This window comes from Iningainema tapete BLCC-T55 (assembly GCF_014698965.1).
Taxonomy (GTDB): domain Bacteria; phylum Cyanobacteriota; class Cyanobacteriia; order Cyanobacteriales; family Nostocaceae; genus Iningainema; species Iningainema tapete.
The window spans coordinates 50687-68279 of the sequence record NZ_JACXAE010000009.1 but is presented as its reverse complement, the minus strand read 5'-3'; the positions used below and the strand labels follow the sequence as shown (position 1 = coordinate 68279).

Annotated in this window: 20 protein-coding genes; 12 read left to right on the top strand and 8 right to left on the bottom strand. The window is 42.4% G+C overall.

Features of this window, described 5'->3' with window-relative positions; genetic code table 11:
- Positions 1-79: 79 nt before the first annotated feature.
- The 4 genes from ICL16_RS01210 to ICL16_RS01195 all read right to left on the bottom strand — a co-directional run bounded on the left by ICL16_RS01210 (position 80) and on the right by ICL16_RS01195 (position 1111).
- Complete coding sequence (locus ICL16_RS01210) at positions 80-355, bottom strand: hypothetical protein (RefSeq protein WP_190825069.1); 276 nt, start codon at positions 353-355, stop codon at positions 80-82.
- 2 nt (positions 356-357) lie between these two features.
- On the bottom strand, positions 358-537 hold the full coding sequence (locus ICL16_RS01205) for a hypothetical protein (RefSeq protein ID WP_190825068.1): 180 nt from the start codon (positions 535-537) through the stop codon (positions 358-360).
- Between the two features lie 128 nt (positions 538-665).
- Positions 666-929 (bottom strand): hypothetical protein, encoded by a 264-nt coding sequence (locus ICL16_RS01200; RefSeq protein WP_190825067.1) that lies wholly within the window; start codon positions 927-929, stop codon positions 666-668.
- Between the two features lie 8 nt (positions 930-937).
- On the bottom strand, positions 938-1111 hold the full coding sequence (locus ICL16_RS01195) for a hypothetical protein (RefSeq protein WP_190825066.1): 174 nt from the start codon (positions 1109-1111) through the stop codon (positions 938-940).
- Between the two features lie 459 nt (positions 1112-1570).
- Here ICL16_RS01195 and ICL16_RS01190 point away from each other — a divergent pair, with 459 nt between their 5' ends.
- A complete protein-coding gene (locus ICL16_RS01190) occupies positions 1571-2260 on the top strand; it encodes a TraB/TrbI/VirB10 family type IV secretion system protein (protein ID WP_190825065.1) in 690 nt (229 codons plus the stop codon).
- Between the two features lie 251 nt (positions 2261-2511).
- Complete coding sequence (locus tag ICL16_RS01185) at positions 2512-3768, top strand: S-layer homology domain-containing protein (RefSeq protein WP_190825064.1); 1257 nt, start codon at positions 2512-2514, stop codon at positions 3766-3768.
- A 47-nt stretch (positions 3769-3815) separates the two neighbouring features.
- Here the strand turns inward: ICL16_RS01185 and ICL16_RS01180 are convergent, their stop codons facing one another.
- Positions 3816-5111, bottom strand: a complete 1296-nt coding sequence (locus ICL16_RS01180; protein ID WP_190825063.1) for a sensor histidine kinase — start codon at positions 5109-5111, stop codon at positions 3816-3818.
- A gap of 282 nt (positions 5112-5393) precedes the next feature.
- On the opposite strand from ICL16_RS01180, the gene ICL16_RS01175 reads away from it, so the two are divergent.
- Positions 5394-5711, top strand: coding sequence for a DUF3155 domain-containing protein (locus ICL16_RS01175; RefSeq protein ID WP_190825062.1), 318 nt, complete (start codon positions 5394-5396; stop codon positions 5709-5711).
- A gap of 475 nt (positions 5712-6186) precedes the next feature.
- Here the strand turns inward: ICL16_RS01175 and ICL16_RS01170 are convergent, their stop codons facing one another.
- Together ICL16_RS01170 and ICL16_RS01165 are read right to left on the bottom strand one after the other, a co-directional pair.
- A complete protein-coding gene (locus ICL16_RS01170; RefSeq protein ID WP_190825061.1) occupies positions 6187-6717 on the bottom strand; it encodes a cofactor assembly of complex C subunit B in 531 nt (176 codons plus the stop codon).
- Positions 6718-6786: 69 nt separating this feature from the next.
- Positions 6787-7122 (bottom strand): PadR family transcriptional regulator, encoded by a 336-nt coding sequence (locus tag ICL16_RS01165; RefSeq protein ID WP_190825060.1) that lies wholly within the window; start codon positions 7120-7122, stop codon positions 6787-6789.
- 619 nt (positions 7123-7741) lie between these two features.
- Here ICL16_RS01165 and ICL16_RS01160 point away from each other — a divergent pair.
- The 5 genes from ICL16_RS01160 to rpsN all read left to right on the top strand — a co-directional run bounded on the left by ICL16_RS01160 (position 7742) and on the right by rpsN (position 12049).
- Positions 7742-8299, top strand: a complete 558-nt coding sequence (locus ICL16_RS01160; RefSeq protein ID WP_190825059.1) for a DUF3611 family protein — start codon at positions 7742-7744, stop codon at positions 8297-8299.
- Between the two features lie 140 nt (positions 8300-8439).
- Positions 8440-9720, top strand: a complete 1281-nt coding sequence (gene serS, locus ICL16_RS01155) for a serine--tRNA ligase (RefSeq protein ID WP_190825058.1) — start codon at positions 8440-8442, stop codon at positions 9718-9720.
- A 172-nt stretch (positions 9721-9892) separates the two neighbouring features.
- Positions 9893-10981, top strand: a complete 1089-nt coding sequence (rseP, locus tag ICL16_RS01150) for an RIP metalloprotease RseP (RefSeq protein ID WP_190825057.1) — start codon at positions 9893-9895, stop codon at positions 10979-10981.
- Entirely contained in the window at positions 10957-11640 is a 684-nt protein-coding gene (nth, locus tag ICL16_RS01145) for an endonuclease III (protein ID WP_337906880.1), read from the top strand. Before rseP ends, nth begins: the two co-directional genes overlap by 25 nt.
- Positions 11641-11746: 106 nt before the next feature.
- Complete coding sequence (gene rpsN, locus ICL16_RS01140) at positions 11747-12049, top strand: 30S ribosomal protein S14 (RefSeq protein ID WP_190825055.1); 303 nt, start codon at positions 11747-11749, stop codon at positions 12047-12049.
- On the opposite strand, the gene ICL16_RS01135 is transcribed toward rpsN, so the two are convergent.
- Positions 12050-12379 (bottom strand): hypothetical protein, encoded by a 330-nt coding sequence (locus ICL16_RS01135; protein ID WP_190825054.1) that lies wholly within the window; start codon positions 12377-12379, stop codon positions 12050-12052.
- A gap of 8 nt (positions 12380-12387) precedes the next feature.
- Between ICL16_RS01135 and aat the strand changes: the two genes are divergently transcribed.
- From aat to miaB, 4 genes are all read left to right on the top strand, one after another.
- On the top strand, positions 12388-12972 hold the full coding sequence (gene aat, locus ICL16_RS01130; RefSeq protein WP_190825053.1) for a leucyl/phenylalanyl-tRNA--protein transferase: 585 nt from the start codon (positions 12388-12390) through the stop codon (positions 12970-12972).
- Between the two features lie 289 nt (positions 12973-13261).
- The gene (locus tag ICL16_RS01125) at positions 13262-13966 is read left to right on the top strand and encodes a hypothetical protein (RefSeq protein WP_190825052.1); all 705 of its coding nucleotides are present in this window, start codon (positions 13262-13264) and stop codon (positions 13964-13966) included.
- 30 nt (positions 13967-13996) lie between these two features.
- Positions 13997-15757: a mechanosensitive ion channel family protein gene (locus ICL16_RS01120; RefSeq protein WP_190825051.1), complete on the top strand. Its 1761-nt coding sequence runs from the start codon at positions 13997-13999 to the stop codon at positions 15755-15757.
- A 121-nt stretch (positions 15758-15878) separates the two neighbouring features.
- Positions 15879-17279: a tRNA (N6-isopentenyl adenosine(37)-C2)-methylthiotransferase MiaB gene (gene miaB / locus ICL16_RS01115; RefSeq protein WP_190825050.1), complete on the top strand. Its 1401-nt coding sequence runs from the start codon at positions 15879-15881 to the stop codon at positions 17277-17279.
- The last annotated feature ends 314 nt before the right edge of the window (positions 17280-17593 follow it).

Here is a 17593-nt window from a genome sequence, read left to right as displayed (position 1 = left end):
GGTTTGTCTGTTATTCCCGCAGATAACTAACTCATCCATTACATATATTATCCTGTTTGTTACCAATTAGGACTCGGCTTCAACTTGCTCTTTGGTGCAATGGTGAGTTCTCAGGTAACTGCCAAGAACGCCCTTGACAATGGACATAACCATCTTTGATAACTACACCAAACATTTGTCGCATGATTCCAGCAGCTTCTTTCCTCTCTTCATCTGTTAAGTAGTCTTTACCTTTGAAGCCTGCTCGATAACCTCGTTGATTACCAGTAGCTTCTATGTAACGCTGCTTGCCCATCTCTAAAATTTCGTGGAATCTAGCATACTTTTGTTTTTGCTCTTCAGTCCAATTTTCCATAATTACAACTCCCAATTAGTCGGCACTATATCGCCATTTTGTAGAATCATCGCCGTTGACAGTACAGGACTAAGTGTATTAATGTACCAGTTACCACTATCTTCATCATAGAATGAATTCTCCAGTAGATCCAGAGTTACTAAAGCATTAATTATTAGATATTGTTCTTCGGTTGGTTCCATTACACACTTTTCCTGCCAATTGACTTAAGTAATTTTACAGGAAAGTGCTTTGGATCGGTTTATCTGCTGTGGTGATCGCGCAAAGTGCAGCGGAAAGCACTCTGGTGATCGCGCTCTCAATTCCCAACCTATTTCACCAATGGCGAGTTGTCAGGTAACTTCCAAGAACGTCCATGAACGTGAGCATAACCATCTTGGACATAAAATCCTGAAAGTTTGCGCCCTAACTCAGCTAATTCTTTGCGCTCCTCTTGTGACAAGTAATCATTACCGTGCAAACTACCATTTGAACGCTGTGGATCGCCGCCTGCATCTAGGTAGCGTTGCCTTCCTAACGCAAACAGTTCTTTGAATCTTTCGTATTGTTGTTTTAGTTCTGTTGGTTCTGTCATAGTTTTAATCACTGTGTAATAGGAACAATTTCACCATTTGGCAAAATCTTGGCAATTGGTAATACAGTGCTTGGCGTTTCAATATACCAAATTCCATTATTCTCATCAATGAAATTATATCCCAGTAGCCCTAGAGTGTCTAAAGCGTTAATTATCAAGTATTGTTCTTCTGTTGGTTCCATTAGTAAAGAGAAGTGTAAATTGACTTTAGCAATTTTACTGTATATAGATAATTATGTATTACATTTCACGAAAGTATATCAGTATTTATCCTTGGATAATGAATTTTACAACTTCACTCACTCAGAACTTTCCCACATTTTTAACGATTAGCAATACAATAGATATGTAGGCTTGAATCTCACAAATTGTCCCCAATTGATTGGCGTATATCTGCGGACATAGGCAATGGAAAAAATATGAGGAACAATTTTACACACTTCACGTCTATGAAGTTCCTATCCTTCAATTAATTGCAGTAAAAAACTGTATAAAAAGTCGTGGAACAATTGTAAAAATCTACCGTCATCAGAGATATTAGCCTTCGGAATATGCCTATAGATAGGTTGGAAAACAATCAGAAACAATCTCAGTAAGTTAACGTCATAAAAAACTATAAAGCGACAAAGGAAACCCAAACAATGACTCACTTTCATCGGTGGAAAAATGCATCTGCTGCATTGATGGCAATGGCAATTACAACTGGTGCGATCGCACCAATGTTTGCCCCCACTCCTGCTAGCGCACAACTCTTGCGTGGACAAAACGGACAATATAATCAATACAATCGATCAATCTCAATTCCTTCTGGTGTAACAATTCCCATTACCTATGAAAAAGATAGAATTGTTGTGACTCCAGATGAAACAACATCTCTAACAGTAAGAGTTGCAAGAAACATCATTGATAGAAGCGGAAACGTATTAATCCCAGAAGGTTCGGAAATTATTGGGCAAATAGAACCAGCGAGAAACTCTGACAGAGGCGTGCGATTCGTAGCGCGAGAGTTAGTTCTTAATGATGGTAACCGCATATCAATTAATGCAACTTCTCGAGTTAACAATAGAAGAGAAAAAATCAAGAAAGGAGCCAGCACTGACAGAATTCTGACAGATGCTGCGATTGGTGCAGGTGCTGCTACTGCTATTTCTCTTCTCACTGGTAACCGTAGAGTTGAAGTGTTAGAACCTATAGGTGGTGCAGCCGCTGGTGCTTTAGCAAGTACTTTATTGCGACGTAAAGAAGCTGACGTCATCGTTATCCAACCTCGAAGTGGTGAATTAGATGTTACACTGCGTTCTAATTTGCTACTATCTCGCAGCTACTATTAATCAGCTTGTGTTGTGTCATTAGTAATTTTACTTATGCTCGTCAGAAATCGATCTGACGAGCATTTAATTTTGGGAATATTTAGATGCCCGACTTCTTTAAGAGGTCAGGAATCTGAGAATATACTGAGAAAAAATGTATTTATCTTTAACATATCTATATATAAAATGTTACACCAATCAAGGAACTTTTCTAGTAAGGGAAGTATCTATTTAGGTAACACAAATAAATACAATTATTGGGTAAAAAGTCAATGTTTAATCATCAACGGTGGCATTCAGGTTGTGCAGCACTTTTAGTTTTAGGTATGACAGCAGGTACTGTTGCTCCTCTAGTTACATCAACGCCTTCTTTTGCGCAAAATTTCGCTCAAGCTTCTTTTTCTGATGTTCAATCTAACTACTGGGCATCACAGTTTATTCAAGCACTAGCACAACGAGATGTCATCGCTGGATTTCCTGATGGTACATTCCGTCCAGAAGAACCAGTAACACGCGCTCAATTTGCGGCGATGTTGCGCAAAGCTTTCCAAAAAGCACCACAAAGACAAGCCACCAGATTTGTTGATGTGCCAAGTAACTTCTGGGGAGCTAGTGCGATTCAAGAAGCTTACACCACTGGGTTCTTGTCAGGGTATCCGGGTAATCGTTTTCAGCCTAACCAAAATATTCCTCGTCAGCAGGTTTTAGTTTCTCTTGCCAACGGTCTAAATTACACTGCTACCAGCAACGACGTGCTGCAATATTATAATGATGCATCTCAAATTGCTGATTATGCCCGCAGTCCGATCGCCGCTGCAACCGAAAAGCAAATTGTCGTTAACTATCCAAATGTTCAGTCTTTAAATCCACAAGCAACGGCAACACGGGCGCAGGTGGCAGCTTTTATCTATCAAGCTTTGGTGAGTAACAACCAAGCCTCAGCAATTAACTCTCCTTATATTGTCGGTGCGCGTGAACAGACACCACCAAAACCTGTAGCGGTAACAATTCCGCAAGGAACTGTAATTCCAATCAAGTACGATAAGGCAGAAAAAATTCTGGTAACTAAGGATGAGACAGCACCTTTAACATTAACTGTGGCGCAAAACGTTGTTACAGATAAAGGAACTGTAGTTATTCCCGCAGGTAGTCAGGTTGTTGGGCAACTTAAACCAGTTAAGGATAAAGGTGGTTCTCAATTCGTTGCCCAAAAACTGATTTTACCAAGTGGACAAGAGTATCAACTCAATGCTAGTTCTGAGGTAATTACTAAAACTGAAACTGTGAAAAAAGGCACTAGTGCTTTAGCGATTGTGAAGAATGCTGCCTTGGGTGCAGGCGCTGCTGCTGCAGTGTCGGCTGTGACAGGCGATCGCGCTATTGCTACAGAAGAAGTCTTGGGTGGTGCAGCGATTGGTGGTTTAGTTGGTTTATTCTTTGGCAAAAAGAGTGTTGACTTAATTGCTATTGACCCCAATACCGATTTACAAATGACTATTGGTCAAAGTTTTCAGGTTTCACTCAAGTAGTTAATGGTTGATTGTTAATTGTGAACAGAACAATTAACAATTAACAATTAGCTATTAGCTATCGGTAACCAAATAATAAATGTAGTTCCTAGTGTATCAGGTGAGGTAATGGGAGATTTTAAGGCAGGGCTGTTCACTTGTATTTCGCCCTGCATTTGCTCGATGAGTTGTTTGGCGATCGCTAAACCTAATCCTGTGCCGGGAATTTCTGTTTGCGCTTTTACTCCTCGGTAGTGCCGTTCTCCGAGATGATCTAAATCTTGTGGTGGAATTCCATCACCTGTGTCGTGAATGGCAATTCCTTGAAAATTTGGTTTTTCTAGCCCTGCTTGAATTAAAATTTTCCCTGAATCTGGGGTGTATTTTAGGGCATTGTCAATAATATTACTTAATACTTCCCGTAATGCCTTAGTATTTACTCTTACTAAGGGTAGATGCGGGGGGATTTTTGCTTGAAGCTGTATATTTTTTTCTTGAGCAATTGCTTTGGCTGACACCAACAATGGTTCTAATACATCTTCTACCAAGCAATCAGTTTCTTTTTCTCCAGATCCTGGCAATAGTAATGGCTCTTGTTGGTTTTGTTGTACAGTTGCCTCGACAAATACCTCATTTTGTGGTTTTAGTGCATTCAAATCTGCTACCGATAGGTCAATAACTTCCTCAAACTTTTGTAATAATTCTTGGAGGCGATCGCTTTCCCGGACAATACTTGCTGCCACTTCACTATTTGCATCGACTGAGCGCAGTCGCTTGAGCAGCAACTTACCAAAAGTTCGTAACGCTGTTAACGGATTACGAAACTGGTGCATTAGATTATGTAGCAGATCTGCTTGCTTTTCTTGTAGTATTTGTTGTTGATGTAATTGAGAGTGCAACCATGCGCGACGCTGATCTAAAACACAAGCTAACGCCATAGTTTGGACAATCCGTTCTATTTCATTGCGCTCTTGTTCATTCCACGGTCGGTCTTCTCTGCCTGTAACTAGTAGACCCATCATTACACCTTCATGGATTAAAGGTAAAACAATTTTGTCACCGCTCAGCAAAGATTCTTCTTCATAGGGTTGAGCATGTTGTTTAGTTTGCCTGACAGTAGGTGATTCCTCTGCGGCTTTGAGTAACTTCTGATTGAGATGAGGAAATGGTAAGGCGATCGCCTCTGGAAATTCAACTACTTCTGGATACACCACTACAGGAATCAGTTTCGCCTCGCTGGTTGAAGTTTCTACCAATTCTTGTGTCAAATATAACACGCTCAAGGATGCTCCTAGCCCTTGGGCTAACAGTGCCATTTGTTCTTGGCACAAAGCCACAAACTCAGAACTGGCAGACAATAACATGTTTTACTCTTTGTTGCTTTTGGTTTACAGACTATACAGCCTTACTGTAATTGTGGAATGAGTTTTTCTTAATTTAACAAAGCTTAGCGAAATTGTGTCCAGTATTAATTCGTCCCAAAGCATTATTTACTTAACCACTGACAATTTTTTATCTTTAAATAAATTATCCCTCATGTATAGAAAGGTTAAAAACTGTTGATCTTTTGAACTAGAACTTTTATAATTACGACGGATTTTGTAGCTATAACTACAATATATAGCTTTCAAGAGGAGGACAATAGGTTGGCAAGGAGACGCAAGCGCAAGAGTCGTCGTCGTCAAGAAGGACGGCGAATTCTAGAACATGTGCCTCAATATAGCATCGAAAGTGGTGAAGATAAACCTGTGACAGCAGCGCGAAAATTTATTCAAGCTGAAGGTATCTTGCCCCCTGCATTGCTACTCGTGAAACGCAATGAACATACCACAGATCGTTATTTCTGGGCAGAAAAAGGACTGTTTGGTGCTCAATACGTTGAAGAAAATCATTTCTTATTTCCCAGCCTGAGAACTTTAGAACCTTCTTCAGTTCCGGAATCTCTAGCTGTGGCAAATCGTTAAAGTCTCAAAGGCTATATTACTTTTGAGTGTGACTTTTGACAATGGCTAACTGGCAAGAGTGCTAAGTTTATTCAAAAAATTCATTTTTTTTTAAGTTTCCGGCTATTTTGCCAGTAAAACTAGTACATAACAGCGGAAATAAAGCAAAAATATAAGTCTTTTGACTTTTGACTTTTAACTTTTGACTTCCGCGCTGCGGTGCTAGTCTGTTTAACAAGAATGAGCAACTCCTTAATTTGCTTTTTGTGATGTGGGAGTTGAGCATCACAATTAAGTATGCACAAGGGAGTAGTTATGAAGCAACTTTGTTCTCGGGAACTTTTAGTAGCACCTTTTCTTCTCCCTTACGTGCATTTCCTGATTAGTCCTTCACACATAAACCAGCTGCTCCAGGAAAAAATTCAGTAATTTTTTGATTTTCAGTGAACGATTTTGGATTAACTTTAATCCAAAATCTGAGATACCCCATCGGGTATCATTCACTTTTATCTAGCTGTAACGCTGTTTGTAACTCCAAGAGTTCATCTCGGTGAGCAACTACAGTTATTTTACTGAGTTTGTTTTGTTCTCCGTGGGTTGGCTCCACCATCAATTTAACCTTCTCAGGTCTTCCAGCTTTTTGCCAATAAAAAATACCACTGAACGGAGACAGTAGAACCGTTGCGAACAATACTGTACCCAGATGAGGAAACAGCAAGGATAAAACTAGTGATATGCAAATAAGACCAATAGCAGCAAGCAGTGTTAAAAACACTGCTAAAAACCAGCTAGGTCGGACAAATCCTTCAAAGATCACACTGTTTTGTTCTCGGTCTACCGCTGCCACTCGGTAAGACCTGGAGAGAAAATACTCCTGTAATTGAGGCATTAAAGTAGCTTCGTCTCGCGACGACACCAGTTGTACCTGCTGTGTGCGGTCTTTAGTCGAGGCACGAATAAAGAAAAATAGCCCGACTGATAACAACATAGTTAGCAGCAACGTGGATGGCAGGATAGCAGTATCCATAACTAACTGTTAATGTTTTAGTGGAGGGGACTTATTCATTATCAATTATTCGTATCTTCATGTTTTCCTCTAATTGATGTACTGATGCCACAAATGGGCTAAATCCTGCGCTTTTTGTTGCCAATCTGGAGAAACTTGATACATTCGCCTTGGGCGTCCGCGTCCTTCGAGTTTTTTCCAATAACCAGTAATTGCTCTCTCGTCTTCGAGAAATTTAATCGCACTGTAAAGTACGGTATCTGAAAGCCGATAGGTTGGGTATTCAATTTCTAGTCTTTGAATCAACTCAGTGCCGTAAGATTCTCCTTGTAGTAAAACGTACAAGATATAGCAAACAGCTAGTTCCTGACAGAGGTAAGTTGGTGGAGGATTTTCAAAGAATTGATATATATCCTCAAGTTTCATGGTTTGTGAATGGCTAATAATATGCCCCAGGGTTGAGCCTACAACCCTTTTTGAGAGTATATAGTGCTTACCCCTGATTGGTTAAGTATAGAAGACTACTTAAGCTTGATTTATTAAGCGTCAAAATAAAATAGCAGCCACGTTTTTAGTCGTGGAATGCATACGCTAATTTTAGAGACGTAAAAGATTACATCCCTGACCAAGCTTATAGGCGGTTTGGTGAGGAGCGAATATACAGCAAAATAGTGCCGCCATCGCGTTTTAAGTGATGCCGAGCCAAGCACGTGAGGTTTGCTTAAGCATAAAATACCGCCTAAGCAATTTTATATGTAAAATGATTATTTTTCTATAAAACTTAATAAACACTCTACAAGACAGTGATTATTCTAGGTGTAGAGACACGCCATGGCGCGTCTTTATGGAAAAATTATGTACAGACGTGCCATGATACGTCTCCACAGTGTCCCAGATTCATGCGCTGATAAATACATATTAGTCAGCCAAGGATACTTAGCTATTAATCTAAAGCATCCTCAATTTCTACTCAAGAAGTGTAAATGTATTAAAAGGAGCAATCCTGTGTCAATGATCTAGTTACAAGTCCAGCATAATCAGCAGTATGTCAGATTCCTCTCAAATACGGGCAATTGCCCAATTATTTCGCCTAATCGGTTGGATTAGCTTTTGGACTCAGTTAGTGCTGGGTGTGGTTTCTGGCGGAATTTTGCTTGTAGCAATTGTGTTTCAAAGAACTGGTAGCAATAATCCGGGAACTGGGTTGGGAATCTTTTTAGCCGTATCAGGGCTAATTACCTTGGGTGTAAGCATCTACTTGGCTTTCCGTTACACAAGAATTGGCAGACAACTTGACTCCAACAATCCCAACAACCGCCCAAGCAAAATTGAAACTGTTCAAGCTGTACGCTTGGGATTAATCGTGAATTTAGTGGGAATACTGTTAACTCTTTTGGGCGCACAGGCGATCAATGGTACTTTGATTGTCAAGTCGCTAACTGTACCACAATTTGGCGGTCCTGGAGTTTATACTCAAGTTGATCCTAGCCGAATTATCCAATCTTTGGATATTTTTGTCGTACAGGCAAACACTAACACGGTTTCCGCTCACTTTGCCGGACTTGTAGCTTCAATTTGGCTGCTCAATCGGGTTAAACCTTAGTAGAGGCAGAGGGCAGAGGGCAGAGGGCAGAAGGTAGAGCGAAAGAAAGGACACGCCGCGCTATACATCACCTAAGTCCGGGCAGGATATGCTATGCGTGTTGAAGTAGATGATACTATAGTAACCACTAAGAAAAATCAGTGCTAGACATTAAGCAAATACGGGAAAATCCACAAGTTGTGCAGGCTCGGTTGAATACTCGTAGTGGTAACTACGACATTCAGCAAATTTTAGAGTTGGATCAACAACAACGCGAATTAGAGTTAAAGCGAAATCAACTCCAAGCACGTAGCAACGAAATTGCCAAATTAATACCTGAAAAGATTAAAGCAGGTAGTGACCCCAAAGGAGAAGAAATTCAAGCTTTGCGAACAGAAGGGAGTTCGGTTAAAGCCAACATTAGTACCATAGAACCCCAAGAAAAAGAGCTTTCTACTCAAATAAACGAACTTATACTCGCACTTCCGAATCTACCCAGTGACTCTACACCTATTGGTAAAAGTGAAGAAGAGAATGTAGAAGTACGTCGCTGGGGTGATGACTATATTAAAGACAACCCAAAGATCTTGCCTCACTGGGAAATTGGTGAAAAATTGGGTATTCTCAACTTTGAGCGGGCAGTAAAAGTCGCACAAAGTCGCTTTGTCACTTTAATGGGAGCAGGTGCAGCGCTGGAGCGGGCATTAATTCAATTTATGCTCACTCGCCAGATAGCCGCAGGGTACGTAGAAGTGATTCCCCCATTTCTCATTAATACTGAATCAATGACAGCTACCGGTCAACTACCCAAGTTTACCGAAGAAAGCTTTAAATGCGGAGAAGATGATTTGTGGCTAGCCCCTACAGCAGAAGTACCAGTCACCAATCTCTACCGTGGGGATATTATTGATGCCGCCAATTTACCCATCTACCATTGTGCTTACACTCCCTGTTTTCGTAGAGAAGCAGGAAGTTATGGGCGCGATATGCGGGGATTAATTCGCCTGCATCAATTTAACAAAATTGAATTAGTGAAACTTGTTCATCCTAGTACTTCTAGTACAGAATTAGAAAAATTGCTCTTGAATGCAGAAGCAATTTTACAAGAACTTCAACTACCTTACCGAGTAGTAGAGTTATGTACAGGGGATTTGGGTTTTTCCGCTGCCAAAACTTATGACTTAGAAGTTTGGCTTCCCTCATCAGGCAAATACCGAGAAATTTCCAGTTGTTCCAATTTTTTAGACTTTCAGGCGCGACGCGGACAAATTCGCTTTAAAGAAAGTGGTAAAAAGGGAACACAACTGGTACATACTCTTAACGGTTCTGGTTTAGCAGTAGGGCGCACGATGGCAGCAATTTTGGAAAACTATCAACTTGAAGATGGCACGGTACGGATACCCGAAGCGCTGCAACCCTATCTTGGACGGGCAATATTGTGATTTTGGTTAATGGCTGATGGAAGACTGGCTAATAGTTTCTTTAACCAGTCTTCTATTAACCATTAGCGATGAGCAAAACCCGAAAATATGCCCAAAGGGCAAAAGCCTAAACATCGTCGCAATATCTAGAATAAAGAGAAGTATTGTTAAATAAGTTAACCAATTTTTATCTATGTCAGTTTTAGCGGCGATCGCAGTCTTGGCTGTTCTAATTGTGGTACATGAAATGGGACATTTTATTGCAGCAAGGTCCCAAGGTATTTATGTTAACCGTTTCTCTCTGGGCTTTGGTCCAGTTCTTTGGAAGTACCAAGGAGAACAAACAGAATATGCTCTCCGCGCCTTTCCCTTAGGTGGTTTTGTCGGCTTTCCTGACGATGATCCTGATAGCGACATTCCTGAGAACGATCCGAATCTGCTGCGTAATCGTCCCGTTTTAGATCGGGCGATCGTCATTAGTGCTGGTGTAATAGCAAATTTAATCTTTGCCTACTTCCTCCTAGTGGGACAAGTTGGCTTTGTAGGCATAGCGCAAGCAACCCAACCAGGGGTTTTAATTCAACAGCTAGCCCCAGATGTTAGTGATGTCGCTGCTAAAGCAGGAATTAAAGCTGGAGACGTTATTATAGCAGCAAATGGCAGAGAATTTGGTCGAACACTCCAAGAGATAGAAGCTTTAAGGGAAATCATTAAAACTAATGCAGGCAACCCAATTCAACTAGAAATTACCCGTGGCGACGAAAAGCTACCTTTGACTGTAGTTCCTGAAGCAAAAGCCAACGGTGCTGGTAGTATTGGCATTGGACTTGCGCCTAACGGCAAAGTTGAGCGTCATCCAATTACAAATCCCCTCAAAGCTTTAAGCGTTGGCGCAACAGAATTTCAACGGATTCTCTTTTTGACATTTAAAGGATTTAAGCAACTAATTACCAACTTTGGTGAAACTGCAAGCCAAGTAGCAGGTCCAGTTAAAATTGTGGAAATTGGCGCTAATATTGCCCAGAATGATACAGGCAGTTTGTTCTTTTTTGCCGCACTCATCAGTATCAACTTGGCGGCAATCAATATTTTGCCTCTACCTGCACTAGATGGAGGACAACTGGCATTTCTACTTATAGAAGGGTTGCGTGGTAAACCTTTACCTTCTCGCGTCCAAGAAGGTGTCATGCAAACTGGTTTGGTGTTACTTTTAGGATTAGGAATCTTTCTGATTCTTAAAGAAACTACCCAACTAGAGTGGGTGCAAAAACTATTCCAGTGATTAGTACTCGCAAAAAGTCATCTCAAAAGCAGCGGGCGCTAGAACTTCTCGTTCGCCTGAAGCGTCTTTATCCAGATGCAACTTGCTCTTTAAACTACGCTACCCCAGTGCAACTCCTGGTAGCAACGATTCTCTCCGCTCAATGTACTGATGAGCGGGTGAATCAAGTTACACCCCTGTTGTTTAGTCAGTTTCCAGATGCACCAAGTTTGGCAAACGCTGACTTAACAGAGCTAGAAAATTTAGTCCGTTCGACTGGTTTTTACCGTAACAAAGCCAAGAATATCAAGTCCGCTTGCCAAATGATTGTGACAGAGTTTGGTGGCGAAGTACCAAAGCGGATGGAACAATTGTTACAACTTCCTGGTGTGGCGAGGAAAACCGCAAATGTAGTCCTCGCCCATGCCTATGGAATTAATGTCGGGGTAACAGTTGATACTCATGTGAAAAGACTCAGCCAACGTTTAGGTTTAACAGAACAAACAGATCCTATCCGTATAGAACGAGATTTAATGCTTCTGTTACCTCAACCAGACTGGGAAAATTGGTCAATTCGGCTCATTTATCACGGACGCGCTATCTGTAAAGCGCGTTCTCCTATGTGCGAACTGTGTAAATTATCTGACATCTGCCCCCAAAAAATCGAAGGCAAATTGTAGAGACGCCCCGGCGGGGCGTCTCCACGCCAGCCAAAACATCAACACCCCAGAAATTCTGCCATTGTATATAATAGAAAACGCTGTCCCTAAATAAAACACAGATTTTATGGCAAAAAAAAGCATGATTGAGCGCGAGAAAAAACGCGCCAAACTGATAGAAAAGTACGCCGATAAGCGATTCGCATTGCTCGAAGAATTCAGACAAGCAGAATCTCCTCTTGACAAACTCGAGATTCACCGTCAAATTCAACAGCTACCCCGGAACAGCGCCCCTACCCGTCACCGTAACCGTTGCTGGTTAACAGGACGTTCTAGAGGAGTTTACCGCGATTTTGGGCTATCTCGAAATGTCCTCCGGGAATGGGCGCACGAAGGACTTTTACCAGGAGTGGTTAAGTCTAGCTGGTAGTTATTGTCCACAACATCTATCAACTCCCAGACTATCTAAAAGTAGATCGCTGACAGCGTTGGCGATCGCAAACTCTCCATAAAAACTTTTGGAAAAATCAAACGATTGCATCTCAGTAACAATGGCAATTACCAGAGAACCCAAGTCGTTTTCTCCTTCCATCCGTTGACGCATAAAAATCTGTGCCGCACGTTCGGCAATATAAGCATTAGCAACTTCAGGAAGAAATTCTCGATCTAGCAACTCATGCAAACGCTGTTGCAACCATTTTCCCTCAAGATTGGGGTTTTGAGACGGTGGTAAGGTGATAGGTGGAATTGGTTCAGCCATATATTTATATGAATTATGACATTACAGCTATTATTAACGGCTATGCCCAAGGATATTTTCTCATGGCTGATGAGGATGAAACCTTGGGATGGTATAGTAGTCGCGATCGTACCCTCATTCCCCTAGACAACCGCTTTCGCTACCCTAAATCCTTACAACGTGTTCTCAATCAAGAACGTTTCACCACAGCAATTAACCGTGACTTTAAAGCTGTAGTAGCTGGGTGTGCCAATCGAGAAACTACTTGGATTTCACCTCAATTAGAACAGCTTTATTGGGAGCTTTACCAACATGGTTGGGCATACAGTTTTGAAACCTGGCAGGGAGATGAACTAGCTGGAGGAATTTTAGGCATAGTCATTGGCGGCGCATTTATTGGGGAATCGATGTTTTACCGTATCCCCGACGGCTCAAAAGTAGCGATGGTAAAGTTGGTAGAAAAACTGCGAGAACGTCAATTTGTCCTCTTCGATGCCCAAATGATGAATCCCCACTTAGAAAGATTTGGTGCTTACCGAATCAGTGATGAAGAATATCAACCCCTACTCATGAAAGCTTTGCAACGTAACTGTTCTTTAGATCAGTTTGGATAAACTAATTCATATAAATCAACTCAAGTCGAATGAGTTTCTAACCAGTTATTTAAATCGCCCATATTAGCAAAATTCAACAAAGCCTACACCCTTTTCCTCGCCTTTGCTGGACAGTTGACGGTCTTCTTTTACTAGCTCAAGGGGGCGGCGAGCGCTGAAACAATCCCCTCACTGCATCAGAGCTTCCGCCCAGCTTTTGTGTAAATCATGTGACGATCAATTCTTGCCAGTCTAAATGTTTTCTAGCAGCAAATACTCTAAAATGTCCAAATCAATCTGCTTCAATTCAATGCAACCCATGAAAACCTTAAGAACCTTAGCTCCTATCACACTAGGTTTGTTAACCCTTACAGTGACGAGTTCTGTTAGCGCTCAAGCTGTGATTGATCGTTTAAACAATGGTAATTTAAGTGTGACTGGTATGACCCCAGGAAGTGGCTGCACTGTACTTTTTAACCCTCAAGGAGAACTCCTTCAAAATGGTCAATCCTGTAGTTCAAGAGAAATCGGTAAAGCACAGACAGCGATCGATAGCTATCTGCGGGAACAAGGCACATTTAACGGCAGTTCGTCGCGCCAAGAAGGTCTGACGTTGATCTGCTATGGGGAAGGTCGCAAACCGAGCATCGAAAGCCGCAATGGGTATGAATGGAACGAACGCCGCCACCGATACGTACTGCGTAATCGCATAGAATCGTCAAAGGAAGACTTCGATTCCCAGGTTCAAGTCGAGATTCGCGACATGCAGGGGAGAATCCATCTGACCGGAAAGCTGATCGCGCCGATTAATTCGGGCGGTAGCAATGGATGGTGGACTCTCGACGACCTCAAGGTCACGCCTGAGCGGATTACGGGAAGATACCGAATGAACGGGCTAAATAAACCGCGTGTCACTATCGATCGACGTAGCGGTCAGATTGCCATTGATGGTATCGAACGTTTTCGCGGCACCTGCGACTCAGGCGATTGGGGCAGTAGCAGGAACCGATTTTAGATCGGCATCCTTAACTTGAGCGAGCTACTTATGCGTAGACTGTTATTTCATCGTCCTTCTGGGACTATCATTCACTTTGCCTTAATCAGCGTGTTCACCTTCAGCTTGGCTTTGGGCTGGACTCCGCCTGCCCAAAGCCAACTGCCCTCATTGCCAACGAATTCTGTCAATCCTTCGTTCAATTTACCAGAAGGGGTGAGTCGCTATGGGGAGTATGAAACGGCTCCGATTCGATCGCCCCTGGATAATAAAAACTTGTTTGAGGTCACCTCTGCCACTATTTTTAATCGGGACAAAGTCCCAGAAGGTAAGCTCCCGATCGAAGTTCGGGCACAAGAGGTGAATGAGCGGTTATGGCGAGTGTTTAATCGAACGATCAGTGCCAAACAAACACCAACGGTAACGATCTCCACTCTGAATAACCGCCCGATTATTCAAATTAGTAACGATCAATCCACCCGCCCCATCCGATTAGTGACGGTGACAGAACCGGATGCTGACTTTAATGGCAAAGCCTTGGATAAGTTGGCTGAAGAATGGCGAAAAATTCTTCAAGATGAGATGGTTAGGTTCAAGCAGTTGACTGCACCAAAGGTAATCTTACAGCGGGTAAGGCAGGTATTGCAAATCTTGCTGGGTTTGCTAATTGCGAGTGCGGTGATCTGGTTTTTGCGACGAGTTTTGACTCATCGGCAACAAATACTGGAAACCCGTTATCAGCAACAATCGGCTGCGCCTGCAGAAGCGGAAAAAGTGCAGAAATCAGAAAAAGTCGCCTCATCACAGATCCCCGAAAACGAAGAAACGGAAGCGAGAGAGATTGCGGATCTGCGATCGCGTTTTTTGGCAACCCTGCAACACCAATTTAGTCTGAAGCGCCAATTAGACGTTGACAAGTTTCTCAAATGGGCACTGTTCTGGATTTTCATTCTGATGTGGTATATCGGCATTGCTCGAATCACCTCCCTAGTCCCCCTCTTGATGCGCTGGAGTGTTAACGTATGGGCAACGCCATTAGCACTACTGGTACTCTGGTTTGGGATTAGTTTAACGATCCGCATCAGCAAAAGTTTGATTGATCGCGTGATGCATTCCTCGAAAGTCAATCCATTCCTCTCGTTTGGAGAAGCCCAGCGCATTGCCCTGAGAAGCACCACTGTTGCTGAAGCCTTGAAGGGATTTGTCAGCGTTGTGTTGGTAGTCGTTGGCATGATTTGGACACTGGGTTTATTCAATGTTCCCACCAGTTCAATTTTGGCGGGCGGGGCTGTCATTGGTTTTACAATTTCCTTCGGCACCCAAAACCTAGTGAAAGATCTCATTAATGGCTGCTTGATTTTGATGGAAGATCAATTTGCTGTGGGAGATGTGATTCAGATTGGCGATAAAGGCGGATTGGTGGAAAATCTCAACTTGCGGGTGACTCAACTGCGAAATGGTGAAGGTCAACTGATTACGATTCCCAACAGCACGATCACCCATGTCTCCAATTTAACCCGCCTCTGGTCACGGGTTGATTTTTCTGTTGTGATCGCCTATGAAAACGACCCTAAGCAGGTGCTCGATGTTTTGAGGCAGGTATCGCAGCAGATGTATAGCGAACCAGAATGGCACCATCGCTTACCCGAACTACCTGAAGTGCTGGGCATTGATGACCTATCCCACACGGGAATGCTGGTGCGCGTCTGGATTAAGACGGTACCAATGGAACAATGGAGCGTTGGAAGAGAGTTCCGTCTACGGGTTCGCCAAGCCTTTGAAGCAAATAGCATCCAGATTGGTAAACCTTAACTAAAACTAAGATAATTCAATTTTCGCCCTTTGTGAGATACCAAACGTCAAATCAACACAAAGCACCGAATAAAAATTTATAATTTATAACAGTGATTATCTATCTGTCTCTTGCCACACCATGACCACTGCACGCCGCTACCACATTACTACCTTCGGTTGCCAGATGAACAAAGCCGACTCTGAGCGCATGGCTGGCATCTTAGAAGACATGGGCTTTGAGTGGTCAGAAGACCCAAACCAAGCAGAGGTAATACTTTACAACACTTGTAGTATCCGAGATAATGCTGAGCAAAAGGTATATTCATATCTAGGTAGACAGGCAAAGCGCAAGCATGAGCAACCCGATTTAACCCTGATAGTAGCAGGTTGTGTTGCTCAGCAAGAAGGTGAAGCACTGTTGCGGCGAGTGCCAGAGTTAGACTTGGTAATGGGACCACAACACGCCAATCGTCTCAAAGATTTATTACAACAAGTTTTGGATGGGAACCAAGTTGTAGCAACCGAGCCAATTCATATTATTGAAGATATTACCAAACCGCGCCGGGATAGTGGTGTTACTGCTTGGGTGAATGTAATTTACGGTTGTAACGAACGCTGTACATATTGTGTAGTTCCGAATGTGCGGGGGGTAGAGCAATCTCGTACCCCAGAGGCTATTCGCGCAGAAATGGTAGAACTGGGACGCCAAGGTTATACAGAAGTTACTCTACTTGGGCAAAATATTGATGCATATGGACGGGATTTACCCGGAGTCACGCCATTCGGTCGTCATCAAAATACCTTGACAGATTTACTGTATTATGTACATGATGTACCGGGAGTTGAGCGCATTCGCTTTGCTACTTCCCATCCGCGTTATTTTACAGAACGGCTAATTAAAGCTTGTGCTGAGTTACCTAAAGTGTGCGAACACTTCCACATTCCCTTTCAATCAGGAGATAATGAAGTACTCAAACGCATGGCGCGGGGTTACACTCACGAGAAATATCGTCGCATCATCGACAATATTCGGCGGTACATGCCAGATGCTTCAATTAGTGCAGATGCAATAGTCGGTTTCCCAGGGGAGACAGAAGCACAGTTTGAAAATACCCTGAAACTGGTAGAAGATATTGGCTTTGATTTGTTAAATACAGCAGCCTATTCCCCACGCCCAGGAACACCAGCAGCAGTTTGGGATGAACAATTGAGCGAATTGGTGAAGAGCGATCGCCTACAAAGATTAAACCATCTAGTGGCTATTAAAGCAGCCGAGCGATCGCAGCGTTATATGGGACGCATAGAATCCGTTTTGGTAGAAGATCAAAATCCTAAAGACAAAACTCAAGTAATGGGGCGTACAAGAGGTAATCGTCTCACCTTCTTTACTGGCAACATCCAAGAATTCAAAGGCAAGATTGTTGAGGTAAAAATTACCGAAGTCCGTGCCTTTAGCTTAACAGGTGAACCAGTCCAAGTACCCTCAGTAGCATTATTATGTACAAAGGAGCCATCATTAGCAACCCACTTGCCAGTGTAAATCTGTTGCTGTGCGCTCAACGGCGATTTACTTGCACAACTAACAACAATAGGGATCATGGCAAGACTTGCAGCCAGAGTAGATAGAGTTGATCTGGTGAACATTTTCAGTACTTGATTGTATTACTTACATTCAGTATTCCCCAGGTTTGGTAAAGAATATCATCTGCTCAAGCAGTATTGGCACTGTTTACTATTGCTAATCAAAAATTTACTAAAAATTAATAATCTCTTTATATATTCGCTTGATTGTTTAGTTTAATCTCAGAAAAGAAAATGTAACTGTGTGTTTCTGCTTAACAATTCAATCACAAA